Below are 12,297 nucleotides of genomic sequence, written 5' to 3' on the forward strand. Positions count from 1 at the left end.
TTCCCGCAGCAGGCGCATTCAACCGTTTTTACGTCGACTGTTTATTTTTTCAGCAAAAGCACAATGCGAAATCAGTGACTTAGGTGAGTCGTCTTGATGAATGTTAGTTTTGATAAATAATCAATAAAATCAAGTGGTTGAATATTTCCGTCTTTTAGCCGATGATGACTCGAAACGAATAGGAAACGCGAATATGCCTAAAATAGTCGCGCCTCAACACACAGATGAAAAGCCTGGCCGGACGAGGGAACTTGTGACCTTCGCCGTTCTGGCCTTTGGAATTTGGCCCGTTCTGGCGGTCGGATTTGTCGGGGCTTATGGCTTTATCGTCTGGATGTTCCAGATCATTTACGGCCCTCCGGGGCCGCCCGGTCATTGAGGGCGCCATGATGATGGAAGCCTCCCTCAGCCGGCGCGATTTGCTGCGCGGCGGGCAAAAACATAGACCACGCATCTGTCCCCCCGGGGTCGCGTTGAGCGACCTCACCGCTTGTAGCGGTTGCGCAAAATGTGTCGAAGCCTGTCCCACCGGCATCATTGCCATGGTGGGCGGTTTGCCTTCGGTGGATTTTTCCGTCGGGGAATGCACCTTTTGCGGCAAATGCGCCGAAGCCTGTCCGGAACCGGTGTTTGCCGTCCCTGCTGCCCAACGCTTCGATCATGTCATGGCGATCGGTAAAGGCTGTCTCGCCTTCGGCAATATTGATTGCCAGGCCTGCCGCGATGCCTGCCCGACCGAGGCCATCCGGTTTCGCCCGCGCCGCGGCGGTCCCTTCGTGCCTGAACTTATCGAACAAGCCTGCACCGGCTGCGGGGCCTGCGTGTCCGTCTGCCCGGCCGGTGTGATCGAGATCAAGGAAACAGCCACGGAGATGCAATATGCTTGAAAATACAGGGCGGTATCATGTTTCAAGCGCCGTGGTGGCGGTGATGCCGCAGATGCGCGACGCCGTGCTCGCAACGCTTTTAACGCTCGATAATGTCGAGGTTCATGGCGAGGGCAACGGCAAGATCGTCATCGTCATCGATGGCACGAGCACCGGCATGCTGGGCGATACGCTCACTTATATTTCGACACTCGACGGTGTGATTGCCGCCAACATGGTTTTCGAACACGTCGATACAGAGGAGACAGGCGGCGATGAGCAGCGAACTGACGCGGCGTGATCTATTGAAGGCGCATGCCGCCGGCATTGCGGCGGCAACGGCGGGCATTGCGCTTCCGGCGGCCGCACAGCCGGTGCCGGGCGGCGTTTCCGCCTTGCAGATCAAATGGTCGAAGGCGCCCTGTCGTTTCTGCGGCACGGGCTGCGGCGTCATGGTCGGCGTCAAGGAAGGCAAGGTCGTCGCCACCCATGGCGACATGCAGGCGGAGGTCAATCGTGGCCTCAACTGCATCAAGGGCTATTTCCTGTCCAAGATCATGTATGGCAAGGACCGCCTGCAGACCCCGTTGCTGCGCAAGAAGAACGGCGTCTACGCCAAGGATGGCGAGTTCGAGCCGGTAAGCTGGGACGAGGCCTTCGACGTGATGGCCGCGCAGTGCAAGCGGGTGCTGAAGGAAAAGGGACCGACGGCGGTGGGCATGTTCGGTTCCGGCCAGTGGACGATCTTCGAGGGTTATGCCGCGACCAAGCTGATGCGCGCCGGCTTCCGCTCCAACAATCTCGATCCCAATGCCCGTCACTGCATGGCGTCTGCTGCCTATGCCTTCATGCGCACCTTCGGCATGGATGAGCCGATGGGCTGTTACGACGATTTCGAACATGCCGATGCCTTTGTGCTCTGGGGTTCGAACATGGCGGAAATGCACCCCATTTTGTGGACGCGTATCGCCGACCGGCGCCTGGGGTTCGACCATGTGAAGGTGGCGGTGCTTTCGACCTTCACCCATCGCAGCATGGACCTTGCCGATATCCCGATGGTCTTCAAGCCGGGTACGGATCTCGTCATCCTCAATTATATCGCCAACCACATTATCAAGACCGGACGCGTCAACGAGGATTTCGTGAAGAACCACACGAAATTCGTGCGCGGCGTCACCGATATCGGTTACGGCCTGCGGCCGGACAACCCGGTGGAGGTGAATGCCGCCAATTCCGCTGATCCGACCAAGACGGAAGCGATCGATTTCGAGACCTTCAAGGAGTTCGTCTCCGAATACACGCTGGAAAAAACCGCCGCCATGACCGGCGTGGAAGCCGGTTTTCTGGAAGAACTGGCCGAGCTTTATGCCGACCCGAAACGCAAGGTCATGTCGCTCTGGACCATGGGGTTCAACCAGCATGTTCGCGGCGTCTGGGCCAACCAGATGGTCTATAACATTCATCTGCTGACGGGAAAGATTTCCGAGCCGGGCAACAGCCCGTTCTCGCTCACCGGCCAGCCCTCGGCCTGCGGCACGGCGCGTGAGGTCGGAACCTTCGCCCATCGCCTGCCGGCCGACATGACGGTGACCAACCCCGAACACCGCAAACATGCGGAAGAAATCTGGCGCATCCCGCACGGCATTATCCCGGAAAAGCCGGGTTATCACGCCGTGCAGCAGGACCGCATGCTGCACGACGGCAAGCTGAATTTTTACTGGGTGCAGGTCAATAACAACGTACAGGCAGGTCCCAACACCAAGAACGAGACCTATCAGGGCTATCGAAATCCCGAAAACTTCATCGTGGTCTCGGATGCCTATCCGACCATCACGGCCATGAGCGCCGACCTCATTCTGCCCGCCGCCATGTGGGTGGAAAAGGAAGGGGCCTATGGCAATGCCGAGCGGCGCACCCATGTCTGGCACCAGCTGGTCGAGGCCTCGGGTGAGGCGCGTTCCGATCTCTGGCAGCTGGTGGAATTTTCCAAGCGCTTCACCACCGATGAAGTGTGGCCGGCGGAGATACTCGACGCCAATCCCGCCTATCGCGGCAAGACGCTTTATGAGGTTCTCTTCAAGGACAGCGATGTCGGCAAGTTCCCGCTGAGCGAGATCAACGCGGATTACCAGAACCAGGAATCCAAGGATTTCGGTTTCTATCTGCAGAAGGGCCTCTTCGAGGAATATGCCGCCTTCGGGCGCGGCCACGGCCATGATCTTGCGCCTTACGATGCCTATCACGAGGTGCGCGGCATGCGCTGGCCTGTGGTGGACGGCAAGGAAACGCTGTGGCGTTACCGCGAGGGTTACGACCCCTATGTCAAACCCGGCGAGGGCGTGAAATTCTACGGCAACAAGGACGGCAAGGCGGTCATCATCGCCGTGCCCTATGAGCCGCCGGCCGAATCCCCCGACGACGAATTCGATACCTGGCTGGTGACGGGCCGCGTGCTGGAGCACTGGCATTCCGGTTCCATGACCATGCGCGTGCCGGAACTCTACAAGGCTTTCCCCGGCGCCCGCTGTTTCATGAATGCCGATGATGCGCGCAAGCGCGGGCTCAATCAGGGAGCGGAAATCCGCATCGTCTCGCGCCGCGGCGAAATCCGCTCCCGCGTGGAAACGCGCGGACGCAACCGCATGCCGCCCGGTGTCATCTTCGTTCCCTGGTTCGATGCCAGCCAGCTCATCAACAAGGTGACGCTCGACGCAACCGATCCCATCTCCAAGCAGACGGATTTCAAGAAATGCGCAGTCAAGATAGAGCCAGTCGCATGATCAGGAAACACGGATGGATGGTCGCCACGCTTCTGGTGGTCGCGGTGGCGACGGGTGCCGCTGCGCAGATGGTGCCGGAATTGTCCGGCCCGCGCGGTGACGCCATGCGCACCGAGCCCGCCAAACCTCTGCCGAAATGGGTGATCGACGACTTCAGGCGCATGCGCGCCTATCCGGAACAGCCGCCGGTCATTCCCCATTCCATCGACGGCTACCAGCTTTCGGTCAATGCCAACCGTTGCCTGTCCTGTCATAAGCGCGAATTCACGCAGGATTCCGGCGCGCCGATGATCAGCGTGACGCATTACATGACGCGCGAAGGCCAGATGCTGGCGGATGTTTCGCCGCGCCGTTATTTCTGCACAGCCTGCCATGTGCCGCAGGCTGATACGCGACCGCTCGTGCCCAACACGTTTCAGGACATGAGCGAAATGGGCGTCAAACCGGCGGGTAGCGAATGATGATCGCCCGAGTGAAAAAACTTCTCGCCTGGCTCTGGGCTATTCTGACGACGCCGGCCGGTACGCTCAGCCTTGCCTTCCTGACGCTTGGCGGCTTCGTCGGCGGGGTGATATTCTGGGGCGCCTTCAACACCGCGCTTGAGATGACCAACAAGGAAGCCTTCTGCATTTCCTGTCATGAGATGCGCGCGAATGTTTATGAGGAACTGACGCGGACGGTGCATTTCTCCAACCGTTCCGGCGTGCGCGCCTCCTGTCCGGATTGCCATGTGCCGCATGAATGGACGGACAAGATCGCCCGCAAGATGCAGGCCTCCAAGGAGGTCTGGGGCAAGATTTTCGGCACCATCGATACGCGCAAGAAGTTCCTCGACAAGCGGCTGGAGCTTGCCCAGCACGAATGGTCGCGCCTGAAGGCCAATGACAGCCTGGAATGCCGCAACTGCCATTCTTCCGCCGCCATGGATTTTACCAAACAGACGCAGCGCGCCGCCGATATCCATTCCAGATATCTGCTGACGGGCAAGGCCACCTGCATCGATTGCCACAAGGGCATCGCCCATGAATTGCCGAATATGGAAGGCATCGACCCCGGCTGGAAAATGCCGCCGGCACTAGACGACCAACCGGGCCCGACGGCCTCTGCTGTGGACGACCTGAGGCGCGCGATGACGGATGTGCATCGGAACGTTTTCTGATCTGTCTGGCAAAACAAAACGCCGTGCAGCCTTCCGGATGCACGGCGTTTCCATTTATTAAACCGGACCGGGGGTTAGCCGCGGCCGGGTTTGCTTCAGCCATGCGTCAGCCGATCTTCACATTGTCGTCGCGCTTGATGGCGATGAGGGCCGAGCGTGGCAGCTTGCCTTCCCCATCCGGGAAGGGGGCGTCGGGGTGCTGGATGCCGACGAAGTGGGTGCGCTTGTCGCCGGACCAGGTCTGGCCGGTGACTTCGGAACCCTTCGGGGCAGTCAGGAAGCGCTCGATGCGGCCGGTGGCCGGGTCGCCCGCCAGCATCTGGTTGTTGCCCTGGCCGGCGAAGTTGCCTTCATTGCTATCCTCGCCGTCGGTCTGGATCCAGAGCAGACCAGTGCTATCGAACATCATGCCGTCAGGCGAGTTGAACATGTTGCCTTCGTTGATGTTCGAAGAACCCGCATAGGCGTCCTTGTGGACGGTGGGGTTGCCGGCCATGCAGAACAGGTCCCACTTGAACTTGCCGTCCGCATGGTCGTCATTTTCCGGATACCAGCGCACGATCTGGCCGTATTCGTTCTTCTCGCGCGGGTTGGCGGCATTGGTCGCCATGGCATCGCCGCCGGCATTGGCGCGCAGCTTGCCGTCCTTCATTTCGCCGCGGCGGCTGTTGTTGGTCAGCGCGCAATAGGCTTCGATGGCGACCGGGTTGATGGCGACCCATTCCGGGCGGTCCATCGTCGTTGCACCGACCTTGGAAGCGGCCTGTCGGGTGAAGACGCAGATTTCGTCGATCTTCATGCCCGTGGTTTCAGGGGTCAGGGCCAGCCACTCGCCGGCGCCGTCATCGGAGAACTTGGCGACGTAAAGCGTGCCTTCGTCAAGCAGCTTGGAGGTGTCGCCGCCCGGCACGTAGATGCCGTTGGAGACGAATTTATAGAGGAATTCGCCACGCTCGTCGTCACCCATGTAAACAACGACACGGCCGTCACGGGCAATCACCACGGCGGCGTTTTCATGCTTGATGCGGCCAAGCGCGGTGCGCTTGATCGGGGTGGACTTGGCGTCCGAAGGATCGATCTCGACCACATAACCGGCGCGGCGCGGTTCGTTGGGGTTCTTGGCGACGTCGAAACGCTCGTCAAACTTCTCATAGGCATAACGCGTCTCGGCCACGATGCCATAACGCTTGTAATCATCAGGCAGCTTGAAGGTGGCGTCGGTGGTGCCGAAATAGCCGTTGAAGTTCTCTTCGCAGGTGAGGTAGGTGCCCCACGGTGTGCGGCCGGCGCCGCAATTGTTGAAGGTCCCGAGACAGTCGATACCATCAGGGTCGGCGGCGGTCTTGACGAGATCGGAGCCTGCAGCCGGGCCGGAAAGCTTCATTGGTGTGTTGTGGTGGATACGGCGGTTGAAGGGGCTGTCGAGAACGATCTTCCAGCCGTCCTTGTCTTCCGCAACTTCCATGACGGTGACGCCCTGCATGTTCTGCAGGATCTTCACATCGTCGGCCGTCTTCGGGTTGCCTTTTTCAGCGTGCGGCAGGTTGGTTTCCGGGTTCACATATTCGTGGTTGACGGCGATCAGCTGATGGCTGCCGACCACGAAAAGTTCCATACCGTCGGTGTTTTCGCCGAAGACCTTGTCGGAATTTTCAACGCTGACGCCCTTGGCGGGGTCGAGATCGGGAACGTTGGAGAACAGCGGCTGGCCCCATTTCGCCAGCGGCTTCCAGTTATAGCCTTCCGGGACATGGATGGTGTGGTCGGTTGCGGCGGCAACCGGCTTGAACGGGAAACGGCCGGCGGCGGCTTCCTGCGCCTCCGCCGAAGTGCTGCTCAACAGGTTGCCGAGCGTGCCCATGGCGGCCGCGGCCGAACCGAAGGCCAGCACGCCGCCGAGAAAGCCGCGGCGGGAAATCGCGGTTTCAACCACGCGGTCGAAATCGGTTTCGGCCGGCGGCGGGTTCTGCAGTTCGTCCCACTCGTCCCAGGACAATTTGCTCGTATCGATGTCGGTCATAGTCTGTCTCCACCGTTCAATGTTTGGAATCATTCCAACAGGCTGCGTACCTTCCGAGTGTTTCACTCGGATGACGGGAAGACGGGTTTAAAATATGATCTTCTCAGTTATGAATCTACTATTTTTCCCTCAATGCGGGAGAAGGATGCGAGTGAGCAGCAGGCCTTCGAAGCGGCAGAAGCGGAAGGGAACCTCCGTTCCGCGGCGCCAGTCTTCGCCGAGGTCGGCCGTCAGGCGCAATGATGCGGAGCCGTTTGCGTCAAAGCCGGATAATTCGGCCGCCTCGAAAAAGAACAGCCGTTTCACTGTCGGATAAAGCGCCTTGAACAGGCTTTCCTTGGCCGAAAAAATCAACCCGGTCATGAAGGGATCGATATCGTTGCCGAGGTTGTGGCGCTCATTCGCGGTCAAGGCCTGCGGGGCGATATCGCGGGCCTCCTCTTCGGTCAGCAGCCTTTCGATATCGATGCCGATGCCGCGAAATCGCTGGGAAGAGCCGGCGAGCGCAATCGCCCGCCCATGGCTGTGGGAAATCGCACCGATGATGCCCTCGGGCCAGATCGGGGCGCGATCCTCACCCATACCGGGAAAGACGGCGTAGCCGGTGAGGCGGCGCGTGGCTTCCGCCGCGCATCTGCGGCCGGCGATGAATTCCGCCTTGCGTCTCTGCGCGGCGTTTAAAAGCTGCGGCGGCAAGGGAGGGACATCGCCGCCGCCGCCTTCTTCGGCGCTGTAACGAAGGGTGAGGCAATGGCAATCGCCGCTGTCGTCCGGCCAAGGCCAGATGGCCTCCGGTGGATCGCCGGAGACGGCTTCGCGATGAAACGCCGTTGCGACGGCCATATTCTTCACCTTCAATCCAACGGCGCGAATTTAAGCCGCAAGCGTGGCGCCGCCATCAACCACGATCTGCTGCATCGTCACATGCCCGGCCTGATCGGAGGCGAGAAACAGCACCGTATCGGCGATATCATCAGGCCTTGCGATCTTGCCGAGCGGAATGCCGAGCTTGAACTGCTCGGGCAGGCCGGCGACCAGCCGTTCCTTGCCGGCGGGATCGCTCAACATGCCGGCAAGCATCGGCGTATCGGTGGAGCCCGGTGAAACGACGTTGCAGCGCACGCCATAGGGTGCAAGCTCAAGGGCGGCGCAATGGCTGAGGCTGACCAGCGCCGCCTTGGAGGCGCAATAGGCCATCATGCCGATGCGCGGCACGACGGCGGCATTGGAGCCGACATTGACGATCGCACCGCGCCGCTGCCGTTTGAAGATGCTGCTCCATTGCCGCAGCATATAAAACGGTCCCGCTGCATTGACGTCCATGCAGGCTTTCCAGTCCGCAGGCGTCAGGCTTTCGCTGTCGCCGAGCCGCAAGATGCCGGCGGCGTTGACCAGGATATCGAGCCCGCCCCATTCGCTTTCGATTGCCTTGCAGGCCTTCTCCACCGCCCTCGCGTCGGTGATGTCGAGTGCGATCTGGCGGAAGGGCGCTTCCGTCGTTCTTGCCAGAAGGTCGAGGCCGATGACCTCGGCCCCTTCCTCGATGAAACGTTCGGCGATGCGGCGGCCGATGCCCTGGGCCGTGCCCGTCACCAGCACACGCCGCCCGGTAAATCTCTGTTGCGTCATCTTTTTCGTCCGCTCAGGCTGCGAGCCGCTTTTCTTCGATCAGCGCCCACCAGGCGGAAAGTGTGGGTACACGCGCAAGCTCGTCAAAACCGACGGTGACACCGCGTTCCTTCAGCTCGCCGGCAAGCTTCATCACCTGCAGCGAATCCAGCCCGTAGAAGATCAGGTTCTCGTCGGGGTCGATATCGCTTTCATCCTCCACCATTTGCAGGACGCGGGCTTTCAGCCATTCGCTGATATCGGTGGCTTCTCCCGCGCCGACAAGGCTTGCGGTGTCGATCACCACGCCGCAGCGTGTCGCCACATATTGCAGCGCCATGCGGTGTTCGGCTTCCGAGAAATCGGCAACGCCGTCACCGATCATGAAGGGCTGAATATCCTTCATGAAGGCTTCCACCGCCGTCATCATGCAGCCGATATGGGCGTAAACGCCACCGACGATGATCTGGTCGCGGCCCCAGCCCTTCATGCGCTCAGTAAGGTCGGAACGCTGGAAGGCGCTGTAGCGCCATTTGGTCAGCACCACGTCGTCAGGCGTCGGGGCGAGCTTATCCACGACCTTCTGCAGTTCGGGGTCGACGACGGTGAGGCCCGGTCCCCACATATCATTGAGGAGCGCACGGTCGCCAGGCGGCTGGTCATGCGGCTGGGCGGTATAGATAACAGGTACGCCGTTCTGAACCGCCCAAGCCTTCACCTTTGCGAGATTGTCGATGAGGGTGGTCATCAGCTTGCCTTCGGCCTCATAAAACCGCAGGAAATAACGCTGCATGTCGTGGATGAGGAGTACGGCGCGTTTCGCATCGGGCTGCCATTTTGTCTTGTTGGCCGGAAAGCTTGCGGCGACCGGCATCGGATAGTCGGAAATGCTGGGGATTGTCATGATGACCTCGGTGGTTTGCTGCGCCAGGGGCGCTTAATCTCGGGTTTCGGGACGCTCTTTTTGAGCGTCCCCCTTTGTTTGTGCCGCGTGTCAGGCGCTGATGGCGGCGGGTGTCACAAGCAGGTCGCGCAGACGTTTCTTGTCGATCTTGCCAACGGCGGTGAGCGGCATGGCCTCGATGAAACGGACGCGATCCGGCAACTTGTAATCGGCGACGCCGAGACCGGCGAGATGCTGGCGGATGGCCGGCGCCTTGAGCGCGGGATTGCGTGAAACGACGAAGACGCAGCTTTTCTCACCTAGAAGCTCGTCGTGCATCGCCACGAGTGCTGCATGGGTGACGTCCGGATGCCGCAGGATAAGGTTTTCGACCTCCTCCGAAGCGACCTTTTCGCCACCGCGATTGATCTGGTCCTTCACCCGGCCGACGACCCGGAGATAACCTTCGGGCGTGCGCTGCACGACATCGCCGGAATAATAGAACCCATCCCTGTCGAAGACCCGGGCGCTATGTTCGGGCGCGCGGTAATAGCCCCGGAACGTATAGGGGCCACGGGTCGCCAGCATGCCGGCTTCGCCCTCGGGCACGTCGTTGCCGTCCTCGTCGACGATGCGGATCTCGTCATCCGGGCTGATCGGCCTCCCTTGCGTGGTGAAAACGATATGGTCGGGATCACCGGCGCGGGTGTAGTTCACCAGCCCTTCCGCCATGCCGAATACCTGCTGCAGGTCGCAGCCCAGCACTTCTGGCACCTGGCGGGCCAGGGCTTCGGCAAAGCTTGCGCCGCCGACCTGCAGGAGCTTGAGGGATTTCAGCCGTTCACGATGGGCGGGTGCAGCCTGCAGCCACAGCGCCACGGCCGGCGGCACCAGCGGCACCATGTCGATCTCGTGTTTTTCGATGAGATCGAAGCAGGCAAGCGGCTCCGGATTGGCGGCCATGACCACGGTGCCGCCGGCGTGGAAAACGCCGAGCGCGCCGGGCGAGCTCATCGGGTAATTATGCGCCACCGGAATGGCGCAAAGGAAACGGGTCTCAGGCGAGAGTTCGCAAATCTCCGCGCTGGCCCGGGCGCTGTAATCATAGTCGTTGTGCGTCCTCGGGATCAGTTTCGGGGTTCCGGTGCTGCCGCCGGAAAGCTGGAACAACGCCACCTCGTCTGACGCCGAAGGGGCGTAGGCGGGCGGGTTTTCGGCGGAATTGGCAAGCATCCGCTCAAGGCTGCGCTGCGGATCCGCTTCGCCGAGCAGCAGGGTCACCGCAAGCTTCGGGGAGACTGCTTTCAGCGTCTCCACAAATGCGTCATCGGCGAAAAGCTCGTGGCTGCGCGAGGCAATCACCAGCTTCGGTGCAATCTGCTCCGCATAGGAGGTCATTTCCAGCCGGCGATGGCTGAAAAGTGCGTTGACGGGGGCTGCGCCGATTTTCATCAGCGCGAAAAAGACGAGATAAAACTCGGCGATGTTAGGCAATTGCACTAGCGCAGTGTCACCTTTGCCAACGCCCGCGACGGAGAGATGTCCGGCAAGATTGGAGGATTGCCGGTCGAGATCGGCATAGCTGAAGCGGCGGTCGCCGCAGATCAGCGCCGTCGCATCCGGCCGGCGCTCCACCTGTTCGGTGAGGATGCCGCTCAGCGGCCGGTCGGTCCAGTAGCCGCGTTCGCGGTATCGGCGAACGAAATCCTCGGGCCAGCGTTCAAATTCGATTGTCATGGTTCGTTCCTGGGAAAATTAGGCAGAAAGACCGCAGGCGTTCAGCATGGTCTTGAGTTTGGTCTGCACCTCGGCCCATTCGGATTCGGGCTCCGAGGCCTCCACGATGCCGGCGCCGGCGAAGAGCCGCACTGTTTCCCGCTGCACGGTGCCGCAACGGATGGTCACCACCCATTCGCCATTGCCTTCAGAATCCGTCCAGCCGACCATGCCGGTGAAGAGCCCGCGCTCGAAAGGCTCGACGAAGCGGATGAGGCGATGGGCGCGCTCGGTGGGGAAGCCGCAGACGGCCGGTGTGGGGTGCAGCAGGCAAGCAAGCTGCAGCGCATTGGTCTCGGGATCGGCAAGGCGGCCTTCGATACGCGTTGAAAGATGCCAGAGTGCAGCGGTGTTGATGAGGGAGGGTTTTTCAGGAACATCGAGTTCGACGCAGACCGGTGAAAGCAGCGAGCGGATATCCTCGATCACCAGGCTGTGCTCGTAATGGTCCTTTTCGGATGCCGAGAGCCGATCCGCATTGGCTTTGTCCGCCGCCGGATCAACCATGCGTTTTGCGGATCCCGCCAGCGGGTTCGAGATGATTTTCTCGCCCTGCTTGCGGATCAGGAGTTCCGGGCTGACGCCGATCAGGTCGCCGCCATCGGGAAGCGGAATGCGGAACTGGTAACCTTCGCGGTTCTGCTTGGCGAGGCTCGCCAGCAATCTTTCGACATCCACCTCGGAGGCGAAAGTCAGTTCGCGCATGACCGAAAGCACCGCCTTGCGGACTTCGGAATGACGGAAATTGACGATGGCATGCTCGACGGCACGCTTGAAACCGGTCTCGTCCGGCAGGCTGTTCTGACCGATAAGCGCCGGCATGGCCGAATCGGCGACGATCGGCGCGGCATCCCTTGAATTCCATTCATGGTTGTATGGAATATACAGGCATGAAGGTTCACTGACATCGAAGGGGATTGCGCCGATGGCGATGGGGTTCTGCTCGCCGTCCCGGCGCGCACGCTCGAAGGCGCCGGCCAGTGCCTGCTGCAGCGGGCTCGATATGTCTTCGCCGCCACGGGCGGGAATCGCGATCCTTTCGCGAATGCCCCTGGCGCGTAATTGCCCGCTGCCGGAAGTAAACAGAAATTCTCTATTAAATTCAGTAATTTCGTCGGATTCGACGTCATTCGTCCTGAGTGCTCCCGTTTTCATGGGATGCCTCCTGTGCGAGTGGTTGACGATGGCTTATACTTGAGTATGCT

General features: G+C 60.6%; 12 protein-coding genes. 6 read left to right on the forward strand and 6 right to left on the reverse strand.

Annotated elements, in window-relative coordinates:
- The first annotated feature begins 193 nt into the window (after window positions 1-193).
- The 6 genes from napE to QRN60_RS13580 are packed head-to-tail and all read left to right on the forward strand — an operon-like array spanning window position 194 to window position 4,805.
- Window positions 194-379, forward strand: coding sequence for a periplasmic nitrate reductase, NapE protein (napE, locus tag QRN60_RS13555; RefSeq protein ID WP_003504689.1), 186 nt, complete (start codon window positions 194-196; stop codon window positions 377-379).
- A 7-nt stretch (window positions 380-386) separates the two neighbouring features.
- A complete protein-coding gene (locus QRN60_RS13560; protein WP_031233459.1) occupies window positions 387-887 on the forward strand; it encodes a ferredoxin-type protein NapF in 501 nt (166 codons plus the stop codon).
- A complete protein-coding gene (locus QRN60_RS13565) occupies window positions 880-1,167 on the forward strand; it encodes a chaperone NapD (RefSeq protein ID WP_111793136.1) in 288 nt (95 codons plus the stop codon). The genes QRN60_RS13560 and QRN60_RS13565 overlap by 8 nt, the downstream gene beginning before the upstream one ends.
- Complete coding sequence (napA, locus tag QRN60_RS13570) at window positions 1,142-3,646, forward strand: periplasmic nitrate reductase subunit alpha (protein WP_020809024.1); 2,505 nt, start codon at window positions 1,142-1,144, stop codon at window positions 3,644-3,646. The genes QRN60_RS13565 and napA overlap by 26 nt, the downstream gene beginning before the upstream one ends.
- Window positions 3,616-4,107, forward strand: a complete 492-nt coding sequence (locus QRN60_RS13575) for a nitrate reductase cytochrome c-type subunit (RefSeq protein ID WP_077998774.1) — start codon at window positions 3,616-3,618, stop codon at window positions 4,105-4,107. Before napA ends, QRN60_RS13575 begins: the two co-directional genes overlap by 31 nt.
- Before the next feature lie 2 nt (window positions 4,108-4,109).
- Window positions 4,110-4,805 (forward strand): cytochrome c3 family protein, encoded by a 696-nt coding sequence (locus QRN60_RS13580; RefSeq protein WP_284765673.1) that lies wholly within the window; start codon window positions 4,110-4,112, stop codon window positions 4,803-4,805.
- A gap of 106 nt (window positions 4,806-4,911) precedes the next feature.
- On the opposite strand, the gene QRN60_RS13585 is transcribed toward QRN60_RS13580, so the two are convergent.
- The 6 genes from QRN60_RS13585 to QRN60_RS13610 form a co-directional block, all read right to left on the reverse strand.
- Entirely contained in the window at window positions 4,912-6,825 is a 1,914-nt protein-coding gene (locus QRN60_RS13585) for a PhoX family protein (RefSeq protein ID WP_060726724.1), read from the reverse strand.
- A 129-nt stretch (window positions 6,826-6,954) separates the two neighbouring features.
- Window positions 6,955-7,668: a 4'-phosphopantetheinyl transferase family protein gene (locus QRN60_RS13590; protein ID WP_020809022.1), complete on the reverse strand. Its 714-nt coding sequence runs from the start codon at window positions 7,666-7,668 to the stop codon at window positions 6,955-6,957.
- Window positions 7,669-7,698: 30 nt separating this feature from the next.
- Complete coding sequence (gene dhbA / locus QRN60_RS13595; RefSeq protein ID WP_020809021.1) at window positions 7,699-8,454, reverse strand: 2,3-dihydro-2,3-dihydroxybenzoate dehydrogenase; 756 nt, start codon at window positions 8,452-8,454, stop codon at window positions 7,699-7,701.
- Between the two features lie 13 nt (window positions 8,455-8,467).
- On the reverse strand, window positions 8,468-9,337 hold the full coding sequence (locus QRN60_RS13600; RefSeq protein ID WP_020809020.1) for an isochorismatase: 870 nt from the start codon (window positions 9,335-9,337) through the stop codon (window positions 8,468-8,470).
- Between the two features lie 90 nt (window positions 9,338-9,427).
- Window positions 9,428-11,053: a (2,3-dihydroxybenzoyl)adenylate synthase gene (locus QRN60_RS13605; RefSeq protein ID WP_113100876.1), complete on the reverse strand. Its 1,626-nt coding sequence runs from the start codon at window positions 11,051-11,053 to the stop codon at window positions 9,428-9,430.
- Window positions 11,054-11,071: 18 nt separating this feature from the next.
- On the reverse strand, window positions 11,072-12,247 hold the full coding sequence (locus QRN60_RS13610) for an isochorismate synthase (RefSeq protein ID WP_020809018.1): 1,176 nt from the start codon (window positions 12,245-12,247) through the stop codon (window positions 11,072-11,074).
- Window positions 12,248-12,297 lie beyond the last annotated feature (50 nt).

Source organism: Agrobacterium sp. CFBP2214 (genome assembly GCF_030209895.1).
Classification (GTDB): Bacteria; Pseudomonadota; Alphaproteobacteria; order Rhizobiales; family Rhizobiaceae; genus Agrobacterium; species Agrobacterium radiobacter.

Coding starts and splice junctions, on each gene's coding strand:
- napE (WP_003504689.1), top strand. CDS start 194: ATGCCTAAAATAGTCGCGCCTCAACACACAGATGAAAAGCCTGGCCGG.
- QRN60_RS13560 (WP_031233459.1), top strand. CDS start 387: ATGATGATGGAAGCCTCCCTCAGCCGGCGCGATTTGCTGCGCGGCGGG.
- QRN60_RS13565 (WP_111793136.1), top strand. CDS start 880: ATGCTTGAAAATACAGGGCGGTATCATGTTTCAAGCGCCGTGGTGGCG.
- napA (WP_020809024.1), top strand. CDS start 1,142: ATGAGCAGCGAACTGACGCGGCGTGATCTATTGAAGGCGCATGCCGCC.
- QRN60_RS13575 (WP_077998774.1), top strand. CDS start 3,616: ATGCGCAGTCAAGATAGAGCCAGTCGCATGATCAGGAAACACGGATGG.
- QRN60_RS13585 (WP_060726724.1), bottom strand. CDS start 6,825: ATGACCGACATCGATACGAGCAAATTGTCCTGGGACGAGTGGGACGAA.
- QRN60_RS13590 (WP_020809022.1), bottom strand. CDS start 7,668: ATGGCCGTCGCAACGGCGTTTCATCGCGAAGCCGTCTCCGGCGATCCA.
- dhbA (WP_020809021.1), bottom strand. CDS start 8,454: ATGACGCAACAGAGATTTACCGGGCGGCGTGTGCTGGTGACGGGCACG.
- QRN60_RS13600 (WP_020809020.1), bottom strand. CDS start 9,337: ATGACAATCCCCAGCATTTCCGACTATCCGATGCCGGTCGCCGCAAGC.
- QRN60_RS13605 (WP_113100876.1), bottom strand. CDS start 11,053: ATGACAATCGAATTTGAACGCTGGCCCGAGGATTTCGTTCGCCGATAC.
- QRN60_RS13610 (WP_020809018.1), bottom strand. CDS start 12,247: ATGAAAACGGGAGCACTCAGGACGAATGACGTCGAATCCGACGAAATT.